We start from the raw sequence: 19,540 nt of genomic DNA, 5'->3' as shown, positions 1-19,540 counted from the left end.
CGGGTTTGGTTCATCTGGCGTTTGTCCGATACATCAGAGCTGCGCCATAACCTCGTCGGTCGCTTCGAAGTTAGTGGTCACGCGCTGAACGTCGTCGTCGTCTTCCAATGCATCCACCAGTTTCATCAGCTTTTGCATGTCTTCCAGACCCAACTCGGTCGTCGTTGTCGGCTTCCAGACCAGCTTGGTGGATTCGGATTCGCCCAGCGCCTCTTCCAGCGCGTTCGACACATCGTTCAGATCCGTATCTGCACACCAGATGATGTGACCGTCATCCGAGCTTTCGACATCCTCTGCCCCGGCCTCGATCGCGGCTTCGAAAATCGTATCCGCATCGCCTGCGTCTGCCTGATACACAACTTCGCCCTTGCGGTCGAACATGAACCCGACCGAGCCGGTTTCACCCAAGTTTCCACCATTCTTCGAAAAGGTCGAACGAACAGTCGAGGCGGTACGGTTGCGATTATCGGTCATCGTTTCAACAATCACGGCCACACCGTTGGGACCATAGCCCTCATACCGGATTTCTTCGTATTCATCGCCCTCGCCTGCTACGGACTTCTTGATCGCACGGTCGATCACGTCCTTGGGCACCGAATTCGACTTGGCCTCTTTCACCGCCAGACGCAGGCGCGGGTTCTTGTCGGGATCGGGGTCGCCCATCTTGGCGGCGACCGTGATCTCTTTCGACAGCTTGGAAAACAGTTTGGACCGCGCGGCGTCCTGACGTCCCTTGCGGTGTTGGATATTGGCCCATTTGGAGTGGCCTGCCATGGTGCGTCCTCGTCATCGTGATTGCGTGTTTGGCGCTCATATAGACGTTTGCGGGGCAAAGGATCAAGAGAGCGGCTTGCCCTGTCTTCGCCCGTGACTATGGTGGCGGTATGACGACAGATCAGATCATTCTTTTTTCCCTTTTCATCGCCGTTTTCGGAATGCTGCTCTGGGGGCGGTTCCGCTATGACCTTGTAGCATTCACCGCCTTGATGATCGCGGTCACGCTGGGTGTGGTGCCCGTTGACAATGCCTTTGCCGGGTTCGGGCACCCGGCCACGATCATCGTGGCGTTGGTGCTGGTGGTTTCTGCCGGTCTGGTGCGCTCGGGTGCAGTGTTCATGATCACGCGCACGCTGGTCGACGCATCGCGCGGATTGGGCGCGCATATCGCGCTAATGGGCGGCATCGGGGCGATCCTGTCGGCCTTCATGAACAACGTCGCGGCGCTGGCGCTACTGATGCCAGTCGATATCCAGACCGCGCGCAAAGCGGGGCGCCCGGTCGGCCTTAGCCTGATGCCGCTCAGCTTTGCGACGATCCTGGGAGGGATGGCCACGCTGATTGGTACGCCGCCAAATATCATCATCGCCTCGATCAGGGCTGAAACACTGGGCGAACCGTTTCACATGTTCGATTTCGCACCGGTGGGCGGATTGGCTGCAATTGCGGGGCTGGCGTTCGTCGCGCTGATCGGCTGGCGCCTCATTCCCAATCGCGGCGCGCAGGAAGAAACCTCGGAAGTTTTGGCCGAATACATCGCCGAACTGACGATCCCGCCTGAATCGCCCCATATCGGGAAACGGGTCAGTGAGCTTTATGAGGCCGCCGAGAAATCTGACGTCGCTATCATCGGCCTGATCCGGGACGGAAAGCGACGCTATGGTCGATCAACCCACGCAACCCTGCATGAAGGCGATGCGCTTGTTCTGGAAGCACGCCCCGAAGCGCTGGATGAGTTCCGCGCCGCGCTCAATCTGGATTTCTCGGACGCCCGTCGGCAGGAGGTTTTGACTGCCGAAGGCGAAGGGCTGGAAGTGGTTGAAGTCGTTGTCCCCGAAAGCGCGCGCATCACTGGGCGAACTGCGCAGGCGTTAGGACTGGCCTGGCGACAGAGTACAGTCCTGATGGGCATTTCACGCCAAGGGCGCCGGATCACCAGTCAGGTTCGCAAAACCGAGGTCGAGCCCGGCGACATCTTATTGCTGCTGTGCCCGCGCGACCGAGCACCCGATGTCACCGAGTGGCTCGGCTGCCTGCCCCTGGCCGAGCGCGGCTTGAATGTAACCGCGAATGATAAAGCCTGGCTTGCCATCGGCCTGTTTGCCGCAGCCGTGTTGGCGGCCAGTATCGGGCTGATCTATCTGCCGATCGCACTGGGGTTCGTGGTCGTCGCCTATGTGCTGACCAAGATCATGCCGATTGCGGATATCTACAACCACATCGAATGGCCGGTGGTTGTATTGCTGGGGTCAATGATCCCATTGGGCAGCGCGCTTGAAACCTCGGGCGGAACCGAGTTGATCGCCAACGCCTTGATTCAGCTGACCAACGGCCTGCCCGCCTGGGCAATCCTGACCGTACTGATGGTCGTGACGATGACCCTGTCCGATGTGTTGAACAACACAGCCACCGCCATTGTCGCCGCCCCGGTTGGCATTCAGATGGCGCGCACGCTTGAGGTGTCGCCCGATCCGTTTCTGATGACGGTGGCCGTTGCGGCGTCTGCCGCGTTTCTGACGCCCATTGGGCACAAGAACAATACGCTGGTGCTTGGTCCCGGAGGATACCGTTTTGGTGATTACTGGCGCATGGGGCTGCCGCTGGAAATCCTGATCATCGCGGTCTCGATCCCCGCGATCCTTGTGTTCTGGCCGCTTTGATGGCTAAAGGCTGTTTATGAAACGCTTTCTGATCCTGCAACTGCGCCCGGAAACCGATGCATCGGATGCCGAATATGCCTCGATACTGGACAAAACCGGGCTGAGCCCTGCGCAAACTCATCGCATCCGGCTGGATTGCGAAGACCTGCCCGAAGGGTTGGATGTCGTCGATTACGCTGGTGTCATCGTGGGTGGGGGTCCCGGCTGCGTTAGCGACGATCCGACCACCAAATCCGCGCTGGATGCAAAGATCGAAGGCGCGATCATGAGACTGATGCCCCAGATCACTGCGAAAGATCACCCGTTCATGGGCTGCTGCTATGGCTTGGGTATTCTCGCCGTACATTTGGGCGGAGATGTCAGCAAACGGCAATTTGGCGAACCGGTCGGACCGTCCGACTGCCGTCTGACAGAAGATGGCGCTCAAGACCCCTTGACCGCAGGCCTAAAGCCGAAATTCGAAGCGTTTGTGGGACATAAGGAAGCCGTACAGCTACTGCCGGATGGCTGCGTTCATCTGGTAGCGTCTGACCCCTGCCCGTTTCAGATGATCCGCTGGGGGCAGAATGTCTATGCCACCCAATTCCACCCCGAAGCGGACGCCAAAGATTTTGAACAGCGGATCAACATCTACAAGGACCACGGCTATTTTCCGCCAGAGGATGCGCAAAGCTTGATCGATATGTGCCATGCCGCAGACGTTACGGAGCCGGGTGAAATCCTGCGCCGGTTTGCTCAACGCTACGGGTGACCCAACGGCGTTGTTGCCTGATCTACGACCCCTCGCATAGGCTGGCCCGAATGACTTTGGGAGGAGTTGTTCTTGGACCTGCTTATCAACGTTGGCCTGCCCATTTCGCTGGCCATTATCATGTTGTCACTGGGGATCGGGCTAGAAGCCGCCGATTTCCGCCGAGTTTTGGCGCGGGGGTACCCCTTCGCCATTGGCGCCATCAGTCAAGTTGTGCTGATACCATTGGCTGCCTTCGCGACGGTCACTCTGTTCGGACTGCCCGCTGAAATCGCCGTGGGTGTCATGCTTTTAAGCTTTTGCCCCGGTGGGGTCACCAGCAACATCCTCGCAAAATTTGCCAAAGGTGATGTGGCGCTGTCGGTCAGCCTGACAGCGGTGATCAGCCTGCTGTCCATCGCGACCGTCCCCATTCTGGCCGCATGGTCCATAGATCATTTCATGGGCGAGGCCGCACCCAAAGTTTCGATCAGCGCATTAGCCACCGCGCTGTTCCTGATCACGACCCTTCCAGTCGCCATTGGCGTCGCCATACGTCACTTTGCAAGGGGGTTCGCCATTCGGGTCGACGGCCCGCTTTCGACGCTCGCATCGATACTGTTCGTGCTGATCGTCGCGGCGGCACTGGCCGGAAACTGGCAGTTCTTCATCCAAAACCTCAGCTCGATTGGGGCAGCTCTGATCGCGTTGAACGTTGCGCTTTTGCTGATCGGTCTGGGGCTGGCGCGCATCGCCAATCTGACATGGAGTGAGGCGAAAACGATCTCGGTCGAGACTGGCATTCAGAATTCGGCGATGGGAATTACGCTGGCAGCTTTGATCACCGGCACCACGACCGGCTTCAGCCCACTTGCCGTTCCTGCCGCCGTTTATGGTATCACGATGTATGTGGTCGTAACCCCCTTCATCCTTTGGTTCCGCAGCCGCTGAAAGGACATCCGATGACCAATAACACCGCAGATGCGATCGTGATCGGAGGCGGCCTTGCGGGCCTCTCGGCGGCGGCCGAATTGGGCGACCGGGGCAAGCGGGTGATCGTGCTGGATCAGGAGCCCGAGCATTTTCTGGGTGGACAGGCGTTTTGGAGCCTCGGCGGCCTGTTCATGGTCGACACCCCCGAGCAACGTCGCATGGGCATCCGCGACAGCCACGATCTGGCGCTGCGCGACTGGATGGGCAGCGCGCAGTTTGACCGCGACGAAGACAACTGGCCCCGCAAATGGGCTGAAGCCTATGTAGAGTTCGCCGCAGGTGAAATGCGTCCCTGGCTGCATGACATGGGGCTGCGCTGGTTTCCCGTCGTGGGCTGGGCCGAACGCGGAGGGTCTTATGCGGACGGCCATGGCAACTCGGTCCCGCGCTTTCACATCACTTGGGGAACCGGCCCAGGTGTACTTGAGCATTTTATTCGCCGCGTCCGCGCGCATGTCGACGCCGGGTTGATCCAATTGAAGTTCCGTCACCAAGTCAGCCACATCATTATGCAAAATGGTTCTGCCAAAGGCGTGTCAGGGGAAGTCCTGGCCGATGACGGCATTCAAAGAGGTGGCAAGACCAACCGGGACGAAGTAGGCGAATTCGAAGTCTATGCCCCGTCGGTTATTGTCACCTCTGGTGGGATCGGTGGGAATTTTGAGATGGTGAGACAGAACTGGCCCCGCGACCGGCTGGGTGAACCGCCCAAAGATATGGTGGCAGGCGTTCCGTTTCATGTCGATGGCCGCATGATCCCGATCAGCGAGAAAGCTGGCGGACATGTCATCAACGGCGACAGAATGTGGCATTACACTGAAGGTGTGCGCAATTGGGATCCGATCTGGCCCGCGCACGGTATACGTATTCTACCCGGCCCAAGTTCGATGTGGTTCGATGCGCGCGGCAATCGCCTGCACCCCCCTTGCTTGCCGGGGTTCGATACGCTGGGAACGCTGAAAGAGATCCTGAAAACCGGATATGAATATAGCTGGTTCGTTCTGACCCAGAAGATCATCAAAAAGGAATTTGCGCTATCGGGGTCCGAGCAGAACCCGGATTTCACTTCGGGCAGCTGGAAAGAGGTGATCCGTCAGCGCATCCTGTCTGGCACCAAGGCGACTGGCCCGGTCGAGGCATTCAAGGAAAAGGGCGACGATTTCGTCGTCGCCAACACGCTGACTGAATTGGTCAGCGGCATGAACCAATTAGGCGGAGGTCTGATAGACGAGACGCATTTGCGCACCCAGATCGAGGCACGGGATTCTCAGGTCGACAATCCGTTTTCCAAAGACGCCCAGATGATGGCCATCCTTGCGGCACGCAATTATCGGGGCGACAAGCTGATCCGGACGGCCAAACCGCACAAGTTCCTCGATCCATCAAACGGCCCGCTAATCGCGGTCAAGCTGCACGTACTGACCCGCAAGACACTGGGCGGGCTGCAGACCAATCTTGACAGTCAGATGATCGGCGCCAATGGACAAATCGTCCCCGGCTTGTTTGCAGCCGGAGAGGTCGCGGGCTTTGGCGGTGGCGGCTATCACGGGTACAACGCGCTAGAGGGCACGTTTCTGGGCGGTTGCATCTTCTCGGGTCGCAACGCAGGAAGGTCCCGCGCAGTGGCCTGATTACTGGGTGCGCACGAATTTCAGTATCGGCTCACCTGCAGCATCGAGCAAAACCATGCTGTCACCGGCAACGGCATAGCTCGTCACGTTTTGCAGGGCGGCAAAGAACTGATCCTCGACCTCGTCCAGTTCTGGCGGGCACGCCATTAAAGTCGCGGCCATATTGTCTGGAAACTCAAGGCTGTTGCCGGTGATCTCGGCTTGCCCGGAAAACCGGTTGCAACCGCCCGTGCCACCGAACGCACCACCTTGGGCGAAGGAAAGCTGGGGCGGCCGTTTTGTATCGAGCACGGTTCCACCGATACCGATGGCTGTCCACTCAGTCCCTTCCAGGGTCGCGGGGCTCTGAGCACCGGCCTGCACCAGCACAAGATCTGCCGAATTGCCTTCGCCGTTGGTCAGCACGGGATGGACCGTATCCGTCGTAAACAACAGCTCACCCCCGCGATAGATCGATCCGCGTACTGCATAGGTCATACCCTCGCGGATCAGCGCGTCATCAAAAGTCAGCTCAAATTCCGAGGGCACTCCGTTCAACGCATAGCGTTGCGCCGCCAGCGTGACCGCTGCCGCATCGGCCCGAGAGATATCCTGCAATTCGACAAATAGCGTCGCATCCGGTGGCAGGGCGATCCGTTCACGGTAGGTTGCCGTGCCAGTGACTGTTCCTGCCGAGCTTTGGCTGCCCAGCAAGGCCAATACGATTGCTCCGGCCACAATGGCCTGCCCGAGTTTTGGAAAAGGCATGATCCCATCCTTTCACATTCATCTTAGGCAAAAAGATTGTGTCGATATCGACATTTACAAGGCCCGAAACACCAGGTCGGCGAATCCGTGCCAGTGTCAGAGCGGCCAGATGAACGGAATAAGAAGTGACGCCAGCAGACCCACAGTCAGGTTCAGCGGCACACCAACTTTCAGAAAATCGGTGAATCTGTACCCACCCGGGCCATACACCATCATGTTGGTCTGATAGCCAATCGGCGTCGCAAAGGATGCCGATGCCGCCACCATCACCGCGACCACCAGCGGGCGCGGATCAATTCCTACAGCCTGAGCCAGAGAGATCGCGATCGGAGTGACCACCACCGCCACGGCGTTGTTCGAAACCAATTCGGTTAGCACCGAGGTCAACAGATATACGGCCCATATGATCAAGAAAGGTGGCAACATGCCAAGCGCCGGTGCGACCGCTTCGACAATCAGTGTAACCGCGCCCGATTTATCGAGCGCAGCCCCAATTGCGAGCATGGAGAAGATTAGGGCCAGCAATCGGCCTTCGACAAATGAGAACGCCTCATCCGCGTCGATACATCGGGTCAGCAAAACCACAGCAACGGCGATGATCGACAACAGCAAAATCGGTGCCACGCCCAACCCCGCCAGGGCGACGATCCCGACCAGCGCACCGATGGCTATGGGCGCATGGCTGCGGCGAAACGCTCGTGCCGAAGGTTGCGTAACATCGACCATATCCATATCGGCGGCCAGCTTCTGGATATCCGCAGGCGAGCCCTCTAACAGCAGTGTATCCCCGACACGCACGGTCAAAGCATCCAACTGACGCCCGATATTTTGGTTCCTGCGATGAACCGCCAGGACGTAGACACCATATCGGCGACGTAACCGCATCGCACCAAGCGTTCGACCGACCATGCGGCAGCCCGGCGTGATCAGAACCTCAACCGTCTTGGTCTCAACAGCTGAGACCTGATCAACGCGCTTGAGTTCCTTGTTGCTTTGAAGACTCAGCAATTCGGTCATCTCGGTGCGCAAAACTACCCTGTCGCCCACTTTAAGCGTCACCCCCTTGAGGTTCCGCCGCAGCGAGTCATCCCCCCGGATCACGTCGATCAAACGCACTCCGGGGCGCTTGAACAGCTGAACGCCGGTCACTTCGCGGTCGATCAGATTGCTGTCGGGTGGAATGACCGCCTCGGTAAAAAACTTCATCTTGGAGCGGTCGCTGAGCATCTCGGCCATGCTGTCACGCTCGGGTAGCAGTCGTGGCGCAATGAAGCGCAGGTACACCATACCGTAGATCACCAGCGCTATGCCCAGCGGGGTAACCTCGAAGATTGAAAACGCCGTCATACCCTGTGCGCGGGCCACACCATCGACCAACAGGTTAGTCGAGGTGCCAATCAGCGTCAGCGTACCCCCAAGGATCGCCGCATAGCTGAGCGGGATCAACAATTTGGACGCCGAAACGTTCAGCGTGCGGGCGATCTGGATAAAGACCGGGATCATTACAACGACAACCGGTGTGTTCGACACCACCGCCGAAGCGACGACGACAAACGCCATCAATAACCCGATGGCAAACCGAGGGTTCACCTGCGCCTGCTTCTGCGCGAGCGAGGTGAAGGCATCAAGCGCTCCGGTGCGCACCAAGGCACCCATGATGATGAACATCGCGCCGATGGTCCACGGCGCGGGATTCGAAAGGACTGCAAGCGCACTTTGATAGGGCAGGATACCGGTTGCCAGCATCAGGGCCGCCCCGCCGATGGCGACAACTTCGGTCGGATAGACCTCGCGCAGAAACATGATGAACATGCCCGCTACGATCATCAGCGCCAGAATTGCGCTGCCCATCTCTGTCAGTTGAAGGAATTGCATTCTTGGTATTCTGTCCGAACCCTGATCTGGCATACGCGCCTAATAGGTAGTTTCACGTATTGCGTGCGGCGGGGCAAGTCTGACGTGCTTTTCAGGGTGTAGACTGCTGCAACCGCCCGCCAACACGAATCATCTGCACGGATTTTGCGCTTCCATCGCGGTCATCGGTTTCGACAAAAACTCCGCTCAAGGTCGCCTCACCGGTCGCAGGCGTAAACCGCGCCTTGGGCATCCCGGTTATGAACCGGCGCATCGGTTCCTGCTTGTCCATTCCGATGACCGAGTCATAGTCGCCGCACATCCCGGCATCGGTCAGGTATCCTGTACCGCCCGGCAATACCTGCGCATCCGCGGTAGGCACATGCGTATGCGTCCCAACCACAAGGCTTGCGCGTTTGTCGCAATAATGGCCCATCGCCATTTTCTCGGACGTTGCCTCGCAATGCATGTCGACGATGATCGCCTGCGCCTGGCCGCCGCGTGGGTGCGATTTCAGGATCGGTTCAATGGCCGAAAAGGGATCGTCAAAGGGGCGTTTCATGAAGACCTGCCCTAACACCTGCACCACCAAAACCTTGCGACCGCCCGGCGCGGTGAACAGTCGATGCCCCCGCCCCGGTGCCCCTTTGGCATAATTCAACGGACGCACGATGCGAGGTTCTTTCTCAATAAACTGCAGCATGTCTTTCTGGTCGAAAGCATGATCGCCCAAGGTGATACAATCGGCCCCCGCGTCCAAAAGCAACTTGGCGTGATCCCCGCTCAGCCCCATTCCGTTCGAGGCGTTCTCGCCGTTGACAACGACAAAATCCAGCCGCCATTCGTCACGCAGACGTGGCAAATGCTGTTGGATGGCGGCGCGACCCGAGCGCCCCATGACGTCACCAAGAAACAAAATCCTCATGATTGCGGTCCTAGGGGCTGGAAGTGGCAATAACAAGGCAGAAGCAAACAATCACTCAGCCTGAAGCCTGCCAATGTAAAGGAAATCGCGATCGCGCATAGCGAGGGATAAATTAGAAAGTTAGCACCCGGCTTTCAGTAATCACCATATCGAGTGGTTGATCAGTTGGCTCCAGCGGCAGATGCTCGGCTTCCTGCGCATCAAAGGCAAATCCTATGGCCAGCGTCGGGCGCTTGGCGCGCAACCCTTCAAGCGTGCGATCATAGAAGCCGCCGCCATACCCCAAGCGGCCACCCTTCGCATCAAAGGCAACCAGTGGCACGATCAGGATCTCCGGGTCGAAATAATCATCGACCTCGGGCACTTTTGCCCCGAAAGGTCCATCTTTCAGTATGCCCTCAGGCGTCCATCGAGAGAAGCGCAACGCCTGCCCTGCGGCCTGAATGACAGGCACGCCCACTGGGCCATATGCAGAAGCCTCGGCCATTGCAGGCAGCGGGTCGATTTCGGTGCGGATCGGCATATAGCCAGACATGGGAACACCGCGATGACCCGCCAGAACCTCGGACAAGCGCCCGGCCGCGCCCGGGATGCGCATATCAAACGCTACCTTGCGTCGCGCGAATGCCGCCTTGCGCGCTGCGGCCTTGATTTCGGTCAGATCGGTTGTCTCGTTCACAGTAGTACCAAGCTGGCAAGCCCCAGAAAGATGAAGAACCCCATGACATCCGTTGTCGTGGTCACAAAGGTTCCTGACGCCAGCGCCGGGTCAACACCCAGACGGTCCAGCACTACCGGTACTACCGTACCAGCAAAGCCCGCGATGATCATGTTCACGACCAGCGCAGATCCGATCACGACACCCAGCAGCGGGGAGTCGAACCACATCATCCCGACGGTTCCCAACACGATAGCGAAACACAGCCCGTTGAGCATTCCCACCAGCAGTTCTCGCCGGATTACGCGCCCTACGTTCGAGCCGGTCAGGTCGCGTGTTGCCAACGCCCGCACTGCAACGGTAAGTGATTGGGTCCCGGCATTGCCCCCCATCGAGGCGACGATCGGCATCAGGATCGCGAGCGCCACCAGTTGATCAATCGCGGCCTCAAACTGAGAAATCACCAGCGATCCGCAAATCGCCGTAACCAGATTGACACCAAGCCAAGGCAAGCGGCGCCTACTGGTTGCCGCTACACTATCGGACAGAGAGCTTTCGTCCGAGACGCCCGCAAGACGCAGCATATCCTCTTCGTATTCTTCGTCCAGGACCACCATCGCATCGTCGATGGTGATGACACCGACCAAACGACCGTCGCCATCCACGACGGGAGCCGAAATCAGGTGATACTGATTGAACGCATAGGCCACGTCCTCTTCATCCTGTTCGACGGGGATGGTGTAGAATTCATCTTCGGCAATGTCCTGCAGCGGCACCTCGCGCCGGGTTGCCATCAACTTGCCCAGCGTGACCTGAGCAACCGGTTTCAATCGCGGGTCAACAAGTATGACGTGATAAAACTGTTCCGGCAAATCGTCGTTGGCACGCATGAAATCGATGGCCTGCCCCACGGTCCAGTGATCGGGCGCCATGACCACCTCGCGCTGCATAAGGCGGCCAGCAGAGTTTTCTGGATAAGATAGGGCTTGCTCTGCCGCGACGCGTTCGGAGTCTTCAAGCGCGCCCAGGATGGTTTCTTGCTGCGGCTCTTCAAGGTCTTCCAGAAGGTCAACAACGTCATCACTTTCCATATCCCGAACGGCTTCGGCCAGAACGTCCGGTTTCAGGACATTGATCACTTCTTCCCGAACTGACTCGTCGAGCTCCGACAGGATATCCCCGTCGAACTCCTTGTCATACAACCGGATCAGGCGCGCACGGTCGTAAGGATTGATCTGTTCCAGAAGGTCAGCGATATCGGCCGCGTGTAGCGGCTCCATCAGCTCAATCAGCTTGGCACGATCTTCGACATCAACCGCATAAAGGATGGCCGCAACGGTTCGCGGGTCCAGCGCATAGGCGTCCTCATCGCGGGGCTGATCGGGTCTGGCTTCGTCGTTGCCTGTCGTCATGCGCTGCCCCTCTTTCTTGTCGATTGCCCCTAGATAGAAGAAGCAGCTACCGGAAAACAATGACAATGGTCCAATTTACCCGCATCTTTCGCGCCCCTATGCTGGTTGGCGGTCCAAAACAGGCGGAGAACAGAACAAATGGCGCAAAAGACGCTTCTGAAGGGACGTGTGCTTAGCTTCAACGGATCACCGTTCGAAGGTGAGCCCACCGATGCGACCAAAATTCACCAAGCCGTCCTGATCGAAGATGGCCGCATCGCGGCACTGGGCCAGGCGTCCGACCTGTCTGACGCGCATCCCGAAGCCAACATTAAGGATTATGGCGATCAGCTGATCATGGCGGGATTTGTGGATTCTCATGTCCACTATCCGCAGACGGCAATGATCGCGAGCTGGGGAAAGCGGCTGATTGATTGGCTGAACAGCTACACGTTCCCTGAAGAGATGAAGTTTGACGACCCCGCCTATGCCGCTGAAATTGCAAACAGATATCTAGACCTGACCGCAGCCCATGGCACCACAACCATGTGCAGCTTTTGCACCATTCATCCAGAGAGTGTTGATGCCTTCTTTACCGCCGCGCAGGCGCGTGGGCAGCGGGTCGTCGCGGGTAAAACCTGCATGGATCGCAATGCGCCTGAGGGGCTGCGAGATACTGCACAAACCGGGTACGACCAGTCCAAAGCTCTGCTTGGAAAGTGGCATGGGGTTGATCGCATATCTTACGCCATCACTCCACGATTTTCGCCGACATCGACACCAGAACAGCTGGAGGCGATGGGCGCGCTTTGGGCCGAGCATCCCGACTGCCTGATGCAAACCCATCTGAGCGAACAGACCGATGAGATCGAATGGGTCCGATCCCTGTTCCCCGACACGCGCGACTATCTGGATACGTACGAGCAGTTTGGTTTGCTGAGCGGAAATGGCCTTTATGGGCACGCGATCCATCTGGAAAACCGAGAGCGGGATCGTCTGCGCGAGATAGATGCAGCTCTGATCCACTGCCCCACATCAAACACGTTTATCGGCTCTGGCCTGTTTGACATGAATGGTCTAATTCACTCAGGGCACCGCGTGGGCTTGGCCACCGACACCGGAGGCGGCTCAAATTTTTCAATGCTGCGCACAATGGCTGCGGCCTATGAGATTGGTCAATTGCGAGGCCATCCCTTGCACCCCTCGCAATTGCTTTGGCTTGGAACGGTGGGATCGGCCCGTACCCTGCGGATGGATGACCGTATTGGCAACATCGCCGTGGGCATGGAAGCCGATCTGGCGGTGCTGAACCTCGCATCGACGCCTGCTATCGCCCAGCGCGAAGCTCATGCTGATGATCTTTGGGAAGCGGTGTTCCCGACCATCATGATGGGTGATGACCGTGCCGTAACCGATACCTGGATCGCCGGACGAGCTGTTTCTGGTTGATAGGAATGGGCCTATGGCCCATGCCTCCGGCGGAGGTATTTTTAGCCAGATGAAGAGCGGATTCGCTATTCTGCCAGCGCGCGTGCCAGACGATTTTGGGTTTCTATGACCCTTGGCAGGTCGATCGTGGCGATCTGACTGTTACGAACAATCTGGCGTCCCTCGACAAAGAGGTGTTTGACACGCGTTGGTCCGGCCAGAAGGAGCGCAGCGGGGTCCCAACTGCCTGCACTTTCAATTCCTTGCACGTCCCAAATGGCAATATCAGCTCGTTTACCGGGCATAAGCCGGCCGCAATCGGGCCGATTCAACACATCCGCCCCGCCTCGGGTGGCGATCTCAAGCGCCTCACGGGCCGACATGGCGTCAGCGCCGTTTGCGACTCGTTGCAGCAGCATAGACTGGCGCGCCTCGGCCATCAGATTGCCGCTGTCGTTGCTGGCTGATCCATCCACACCCAACCCGACTGGCACGCCTTGATCACGCATTTTTCGGACTGGCGCGATACCTGAACCAAGACGACAATTGGAACATGGACAGTGCGCAACGCCGGTTCGGCTACGTGCAAACAGGTCAATCTCGGCGCCATCCAGCTTGACACAATGAGCGTGCCAGACATCCGAACCGGTCCAGCCCAATTCTTCGGCGTATTGGCCGGGTCTACAGCCGAACTGATCTTGAGAATAGGCTATATCCTCATCGTTCTCCGCCAGATGGGTGTGCAGCATCACACCTTTGTCGCGCGCCAACAGCGCGGCATCGCGCATCAAGTCCCGACTAACCGAGAACGGTGAACACGGCGCCAAACCAACGCGACACATCGAACCCTCAGATGGGTCGTGATAGGCATCTACTACGCGGATCATATCCTCCAGAATAGCCCGCTCGGATTCGACCAAAGCATCAGGAGGCAGTCCACCGTCACTTTCTCCAATGCTCATTGCCCCACGCGTGGGATGAAAACGCAGCCCCAGCTCTGACGCTGCATGGATCGTGTGTTCAAGCCGCGCGCCATTTGGATATAGGTAAAGGTGGTCAGAGCTAAGCGAGCAGCCGGACAGTGCCATCTCGGCCAATCCGATCTGGGCAGATATAAACATCTCGTCAGGACCAAAGCGGGACCAGATGGGATAGAGCGTTCGCAACCAACCAAACAACAATGCGTCCTGCCCGCCGGGAACCGCGCGGGTGAGCGTTTGGTAGAGATGGTGATGGGTGTTCACCAGACCGGGGGTCACAACACACCCATTTGCATCATGTATTTCGCCATCGCTCGTAAGGCGCTGGCCAATCTGGGCAATCTTACCATCCCGAACCAGCAGATCAGCGCCTGCAAGCTCTTGCCGATCATCATCCATCGTCAGGATCATATCGGCGTTACGGATCAGAAATTCTGTCATTTTCGCACTCCCGCATACTGCCCGTCTCATGCATGGAGTGATGGGCTGGTGGAAAACGGGCGTAAGAACCAGCCGTGATCAGTTTAAAGTCGCAAAGAAGGGTCGGCAACCCGTTTAGTATTGCTTCAGAATTTCTAGCGCTGCCGCATGAATCTCAGTATTGGCTGCAGCGAGCGCACGCCCACCATTATGAGCCGGATTGCCCTGCCAATCCGTCACAATACCACCCGCGGCCTCGATCACCGCGATTGGGGCCTGGATATCGTAGGAATTCAATCCGGCCTCGACCACTAGATCGGTTTGACCTGCAGCGAGCAACGCGTAGGCATAACAATCCATCCCATAGCGTGTCAGCTTCGTTTTCTGAGAAACCGCCTTGAATGCGGCGGCCTCGACCGCGCTGCCAACCTCCGGGAAAGTGGTGAAGATGATCGCCTGGTCCAGAGATCGAGTGTCACGCGTCCCAAGTTCTGTGCGTCCCAAAGGGCCTTTGACAAATGCGTGCTCTTTATCTCCGATAAAACGTTCGCCGATATAGGGCTGATCGATCACACCAAGCTTCGGTCCAGTCTCATCGCTTAGGGCGATCAGAACACCCCATGTGGGCGTACCACTTATGAAACCGCGCGTGCCATCAATTGGGTCCAGCACCCAAACTCGTCCGGTAGTTCCCTCGGAATGACCGAACTCTTCCCCCAGGATACCGTCCTCAGGCCGGTGATCAGCCAGCACCCTACGCATTGCTTTTTCTGCTTCGCGATCAGCGGCTGTCACCGGATCAAAACCGGCATCGAGTTTGTTGTCTGTCTTCAGGTTAGATTGGCGGAAAAACGGAAGAATGGCCGCCCGCGCAGCGTCGGCCATTTCTTCGGCAATCTCTAGATCGCTTCGTAGGGTGTTTTGCATTGCTTACCCGTGCGCCCCACACCCCGCGAAGTCAAGCGCTTGTATCAGGCGACGTCGCTCAGCACGCGTGCCAGTTCAAACAGGCGGCGACGCTGGTTTTCCGGGATCGCATAATACGAGCGAACAAGATCAAGCGCTTCTTTGTCACCCATCAAATCCGCAGGAACCGATTTCTTGTCTGCATCCGACTTCTGAGCCTCTTCAAGACCCTCGAAGAAAAAGCTGACGGGAACATCCAACGCTTCGGCAATGTCCCACAAACGCGATGCGCTTATCCGGTTGGCCCCTGTTTCGTATTTTTGGATTTGTTGAAACTTGATACCAACTTGCTGCGCCAACTGCTGCTGAGTCATGCCAATCAGCCAGCGGCGATGCCGGACGCGTTTGCCCACATGGACATCGACGTGATGGGTCATTGGTAGTCTCCTTTACACAAACACCTGTCCGGGAAACCGCGACAGCAGCCATCGCCGCTTAGTTAGCGGGTCGCTGCTTAAGAACTCCCTAATTCGGATCGTGCCCCCCGAACAGCACCATAGTACAATATTGCCGCAATCCGTTATTTTTTCAAGCTGGTTGAATCAGAGAAATCGAACAGTGGTTTGTGGTTGTACGGCCAACATAGAGATTGATAGTTTCTAAATGGGAAACAGTTGATCCACCCTATTCAGTTTAACGCTGTGAAGATTGCGAATGGAATTGACAAACGGTCAAGCCAAACGGCCTATGGCGACAAAAGAGCGGAGACCAATGATGCAGGCATTTCGTATCGAGACCAAAGGGGCACCCGCTCAGCTATGCGAAACACGCGAAGCACCGCCGCAAGAGAACCAAGTTCGTATCGCAATCCGCGCCTGCGGCCTGAACTTTGCAGACCTTCTGATGCAGAAAGGAACGTATCAAGACACCCCCGAAGCACCGTTTACGCTGGGCATGGAGATTGCAGGGATTGTCACCGAAATTGGAAACAATGCTACGCATTTGAAGTTGGGCGATCGTGTTGCAGTCTATTCAGGTCAAGGCGGCCTGGCCGAATCAGGCGTTTTTGATGCGGACCGGGCAATTCCCCTTCCAGATTCCATGAGTTTCGAAGACGCGGCCGCGATCCAAATTGCCTATGGCACCAGCCATATTGCTCTTGCGCACCGGGCGCGACTGCAACCGGGCGAGACCCTACTGGTCACCGGTGCTGCCGGTGGCGTGGGATTGACCGCAGTTGAAATCGGAAAACTGATGGGTGCGACAGTCATCGCCCAAGCCCGCGGGCAGGACAAATTGGCCGTGGCACAAAAAGCTGGTGCAGACCATCTGCTTGACGCAAGCGAAGACCTGCGCGACCGCGTTCTCGCTCTGGGTGGTGCTGACGTGGTCTACGATGCGATTGGTGGAGATGTCTTCAAGGCCGCCTTCCGCGCGACCAACCCGGAAGGCCGCTTGTTACCGATCGGATTTGCCGGAGGTGAGGTGCCCCAGATCCCGGCCAACCATCTATTGGTCAAGAACCTGACCGTGATCGGCGTATATATCGGCGGCTATCTGAATTTCAGACCCGAGATCGTGCGCGACAGCTTCAGCACCTTGTTCCGCTGGCATTCTGAGGGCCGGATTAAGCCTCATATCAGCCACGTCCTGCCCTTGCAGGATGCAGCAAAAGGTTTGGAACTGCTGCGCGATCGCAAATCCACTGGCAAGGTGGTGATCCGCATCAACTCGCCACTTTAAGCGGCTGCGCCGTTGGATGACTGAAGTTCTGGCGCAGCAGGTTCGCAAGCTCTGATACATATTCCTCACGTACCCGCTCTGCACCGTAGAGGTTGATGAACTGCACCGGCAGGTCCGGCAGCACTCCGGCATGGTCAATCAGTTCCTGATGGCTGGGCTGGGTGCCTTCCAGCAAAACTCCCACAGCCAGATCAGCGCTGACGGTGGCTTCAACGGTGCGGTCGGAATCGCTGTCGATGCTCATATCCCATTCGATTCCCGCATCATCCAGCGCCGCTGTCGCAACCGGACGGAAAATGCAATTCCGGCAAAACCCCAGCCGCAAAGGCTTTTGGCGCCAGGCAGATCCGTTCAGCGCGCCAACCCAACGCAAAGGCATATGGTGCAGGGTTTCGGCACCTTCGCCCGCACCCGATTCCGTAGTCACAATCAGATCGAAGCTTCCGCGTGCGAACTCTTCTTTCAAGTGCCGCGTGTTGGAAGTGACCAAGTTCACGCTGACCCGAGGAAAGCTGGCATTGAAACGCTTCAACACGCGCGGGATGAACGGATGAACGACGTCATGCGGTACGCCTAGCACGACCTCGCCCTCAAACGCCTGATCCGTCAACCGCCCGATTACCTCATCATTCAACGCAATCATCCGCCGTGCGTATGCCAGCAATTGCTCTCCGGACGCCGTTAGCGCGATGGTTCGACCGGATCGATCCAGTAATTCCAGCCCCAAAAGCTCTTCCAGCCGCTTGAGCTGCATAGAGACCGCAGATTGCGTGAGGTGAAGAAATCCAGCGGCACGCGTCACGCCCCCATGGTCAGCAACAGCTACGAAAGACCGCAATGTGGTGATGTCCAAATTTCGCATGTTCAAGATTCCTTATGAGACTCGTCATAAACATTCATTTCCAAAATATGTCAGACTGCTCCATATAGATCAAGGAAATTGATTGAAGCGCTAGGTTTCATCAAACAATCAGGAAAGGGCAATCATCATGACCCATATAGCCATCTCAGCTCATCGTCGCATCAAGCGTAAGGCGATTGGTGCTCGGATACTTGACCTGTTTAACCTCGCTCGTCAGCGGCGCGCCCTCGCCCAGCTTGATGATGATGCACTGAATGACATCGGCGTTTCACGCAAAGACGCGCGTAACGAAGCAGAGCGCCCGTTCTGGCACGCGCCCGACAGCTGGCACAAACATCTGTATTAATTCGAAAATACCGGCGGCTTGAGGGATTTGGCGACCAAGCCGCCGGTTTTTTGGCGACAGTTGCAAAAATTGCCGACAGTTTTGCTGAGTTTCAGGCTTAAAACCCTTGAAACGAGGGCCACACTCTCCGATATTTACCGGGAAACCGGCTCGCATCCGTGGGCTGCGAACAGAATATTGAAGGGAGACCCCTATATGGCACAATTCGACACGATCCGGACGGCGTCCGGCGCGCGCGCTGCCGAGATAGACGAGGGCCTGCGCGCCCATATGAACAAAGTCTACGGCACGATGTCCGTAGGCATGCTGATCACATTTGCCGTGGCATGGGCGGTGGGCTCGAGCCCGCAACTGCTGTCGATCTTCCGTGATCCGGTCACGCTGAGCCCCAATATCCTGGGCTGGATCGTGATGTTTGCACCTTTGGCGATGGTGTTTGGCTTTGGCGCTGCGATCAACCGGCTGTCTGCATCTGGCGCACAGCTGTTTTTCTATGCATTTGCAGCAGTCATGGGCCTGTCGCTGAGCTGGATCTTCGTAGCCTTTACAGGCATTTCGATCGCGCAAGTGTTCCTGGTGACTTCGATCGCGTTTGCAGGTCTTTCGCTGTACGGTTATGTGACCAAGAAAGACCTGTCCGGCATGGGCACCTTCCTGATGATGGGTGTGATTGGCCTGATCGTTGCGATGGTGATCAACATCTTCCTGCAATCACCAGCGATCATGTTCGCAGTGTCGATCCTGGGTGTGCTGATCTTTGCCGGCCTGACCGCCTATGACACGCAGAAGATCAAAACCACCTATCTGCAGATGGCTCATGCTGGCGATCAGGAATGGCTTGGCAAAGCGGCGATCATGGGTGCATTGAACCTGTATCTGGACTTCATCAACATGTTCATGTTCCTGCTGCAACTACTGGGCAACAGAGAATAAAACCGCTTCAAACAGAATACAGAAAGCCCCGCTTGGCACTTCGCTAAGCGGGGCTTTTTTTATGTTGCTCTTCAAAAGCCAATACCAAGCCTTGGTGAATTCGCATGATGTTCCGACCAGATTCTTTTTCCTCCACAAATTTTACACGCCCTCATAGCCGGATAGTCGCCCGTATTTACGCATAGTCCTCATGCTCAATTCACCGATTCCCATCAAAGCTCCGCGAACAATGATCAGCCTGCAGTTACTGTAGCAGTCGGCAGTCAACCATGTCGGCGCAACCCTAATTTGCACCACTCTGAAAGCCGCGTTTGCAAGTTTGCATATGCGTTCATC

At 57.2% G+C, this 19,540-nt stretch carries 18 protein-coding genes; 8 read left to right on the top strand and 10 right to left on the bottom strand.

What is annotated here, in order from left to right; all coding sequences use genetic code 11:
- Nucleotides 1–33: 33 nt before the first annotated feature.
- Nucleotides 34–774 carry a YebC/PmpR family DNA-binding transcriptional regulator gene (locus ACRZ96_RS06730; protein WP_170392173.1) on the bottom strand — a complete coding sequence of 247 codons (741 nt, stop codon included), beginning with the start codon at nt 772–774 and terminating at the stop codon, nt 34–36.
- Between the two features lie 110 nt (nt 775–884).
- On the opposite strand from ACRZ96_RS06730, the gene ACRZ96_RS06725 reads away from it, so the two are divergent.
- The 4 genes from ACRZ96_RS06725 (at nt 885) to ACRZ96_RS06710 (ending at nt 6,011) form a co-directional block, all read left to right on the top strand.
- Nucleotides 885–2,657, top strand: coding sequence for an SLC13 family permease (locus tag ACRZ96_RS06725; RefSeq protein ID WP_170732952.1), 1,773 nt, complete (start codon nt 885–887; stop codon nt 2,655–2,657).
- 16 nt (nt 2,658–2,673) lie between these two features.
- Entirely contained in the window at nt 2,674–3,408 is a 735-nt protein-coding gene (locus tag ACRZ96_RS06720) for a glutamine amidotransferase (protein ID WP_170594678.1), read from the top strand.
- Between the two features lie 72 nt (nt 3,409–3,480).
- Nucleotides 3,481–4,338, top strand: a complete 858-nt coding sequence (locus ACRZ96_RS06715) for a bile acid:sodium symporter family protein (protein WP_480706771.1) — start codon at nt 3,481–3,483, stop codon at nt 4,336–4,338.
- Nucleotides 4,339–4,349: 11 nt separating this feature from the next.
- A complete protein-coding gene (locus ACRZ96_RS06710) occupies nt 4,350–6,011 on the top strand; it encodes an FAD-binding dehydrogenase (protein ID WP_480814343.1) in 1,662 nt (553 codons plus the stop codon).
- Here ACRZ96_RS06710 and ACRZ96_RS06705 read toward each other — a convergent pair whose 3' ends face one another.
- The 5 genes from ACRZ96_RS06705 to mgtE all read right to left on the bottom strand — a co-directional run bounded on the left by ACRZ96_RS06705 (nt 6,012) and on the right by mgtE (nt 11,607).
- A complete protein-coding gene (locus ACRZ96_RS06705) occupies nt 6,012–6,758 on the bottom strand; it encodes a YbaY family lipoprotein (RefSeq protein WP_170625249.1) in 747 nt (248 codons plus the stop codon).
- A gap of 96 nt (nt 6,759–6,854) precedes the next feature.
- A complete protein-coding gene (locus ACRZ96_RS06700) occupies nt 6,855–8,633 on the bottom strand; it encodes an SLC13 family permease (RefSeq protein WP_170392185.1) in 1,779 nt (592 codons plus the stop codon).
- A 91-nt stretch (nt 8,634–8,724) separates the two neighbouring features.
- The gene (locus tag ACRZ96_RS06695; protein WP_170594671.1) at nt 8,725–9,537 is read right to left on the bottom strand and encodes a TIGR00282 family metallophosphoesterase; all 813 of its coding nucleotides are present in this window, start codon (nt 9,535–9,537) and stop codon (nt 8,725–8,727) included.
- A 112-nt stretch (nt 9,538–9,649) separates the two neighbouring features.
- Nucleotides 9,650–10,216: a 5-formyltetrahydrofolate cyclo-ligase gene (locus ACRZ96_RS06690; RefSeq protein ID WP_480706777.1), complete on the bottom strand. Its 567-nt coding sequence runs from the start codon at nt 10,214–10,216 to the stop codon at nt 9,650–9,652.
- Entirely contained in the window at nt 10,213–11,607 is a 1,395-nt protein-coding gene (gene mgtE, locus ACRZ96_RS06685; RefSeq protein ID WP_480706779.1) for a magnesium transporter, read from the bottom strand. The genes ACRZ96_RS06690 and mgtE overlap by 4 nt, the downstream gene beginning before the upstream one ends.
- Before the next feature lie 138 nt (nt 11,608–11,745).
- Between mgtE and guaD the strand changes: the two genes are divergently transcribed.
- On the top strand, nt 11,746–13,035 hold the full coding sequence (gene guaD / locus ACRZ96_RS06680; protein ID WP_480814342.1) for a guanine deaminase: 1,290 nt from the start codon (nt 11,746–11,748) through the stop codon (nt 13,033–13,035).
- Between the two features lie 65 nt (nt 13,036–13,100).
- Here the strand turns inward: guaD and ACRZ96_RS06675 are convergent, their stop codons facing one another.
- From ACRZ96_RS06675 to ACRZ96_RS06665, 3 genes are all read right to left on the bottom strand, one after another.
- Nucleotides 13,101–14,435, bottom strand: a complete 1,335-nt coding sequence (locus tag ACRZ96_RS06675; RefSeq protein WP_480706781.1) for an 8-oxoguanine deaminase — start codon at nt 14,433–14,435, stop codon at nt 13,101–13,103.
- Between the two features lie 114 nt (nt 14,436–14,549).
- Nucleotides 14,550–15,341 (bottom strand): histidinol-phosphatase, encoded by a 792-nt coding sequence (gene hisN, locus ACRZ96_RS06670; RefSeq protein ID WP_170392196.1) that lies wholly within the window; start codon nt 15,339–15,341, stop codon nt 14,550–14,552.
- Between the two features lie 44 nt (nt 15,342–15,385).
- Nucleotides 15,386–15,757: a helix-turn-helix domain-containing protein gene (locus tag ACRZ96_RS06665; protein WP_170343628.1), complete on the bottom strand. Its 372-nt coding sequence runs from the start codon at nt 15,755–15,757 to the stop codon at nt 15,386–15,388.
- Between the two features lie 337 nt (nt 15,758–16,094).
- On the opposite strand from ACRZ96_RS06665, the gene ACRZ96_RS06660 reads away from it, so the two are divergent.
- Complete coding sequence (locus tag ACRZ96_RS06660) at nt 16,095–17,063, top strand: NADPH:quinone oxidoreductase family protein (protein ID WP_480706783.1); 969 nt, start codon at nt 16,095–16,097, stop codon at nt 17,061–17,063.
- On the opposite strand, the gene ACRZ96_RS06655 is transcribed toward ACRZ96_RS06660, so the two are convergent.
- Nucleotides 17,047–17,925, bottom strand: a complete 879-nt coding sequence (locus ACRZ96_RS06655; protein WP_170512372.1) for a LysR family transcriptional regulator — start codon at nt 17,923–17,925, stop codon at nt 17,047–17,049. The two genes, ACRZ96_RS06660 and ACRZ96_RS06655, sit on opposite strands and share 17 nt — an antisense overlap.
- Before the next feature lie 127 nt (nt 17,926–18,052).
- Between ACRZ96_RS06655 and ACRZ96_RS06650 the strand changes: the two genes are divergently transcribed.
- Entirely contained in the window at nt 18,053–18,271 is a 219-nt protein-coding gene (locus ACRZ96_RS06650) for a DUF1127 domain-containing protein (RefSeq protein WP_480771946.1), read from the top strand.
- A gap of 195 nt (nt 18,272–18,466) precedes the next feature.
- Nucleotides 18,467–19,204 carry a Bax inhibitor-1/YccA family protein gene (locus ACRZ96_RS06645; RefSeq protein ID WP_010441904.1) on the top strand — a complete coding sequence of 246 codons (738 nt, stop codon included), beginning with the start codon at nt 18,467–18,469 and terminating at the stop codon, nt 19,202–19,204.
- Nucleotides 19,205–19,540 lie beyond the last annotated feature (336 nt).

This window comes from Ruegeria sp. CF1, assembly GCF_056537445.1.
Note: the sequence above shows the minus strand (reverse complement) of the source record. Positions and strands in the feature narration are given on the sequence as shown.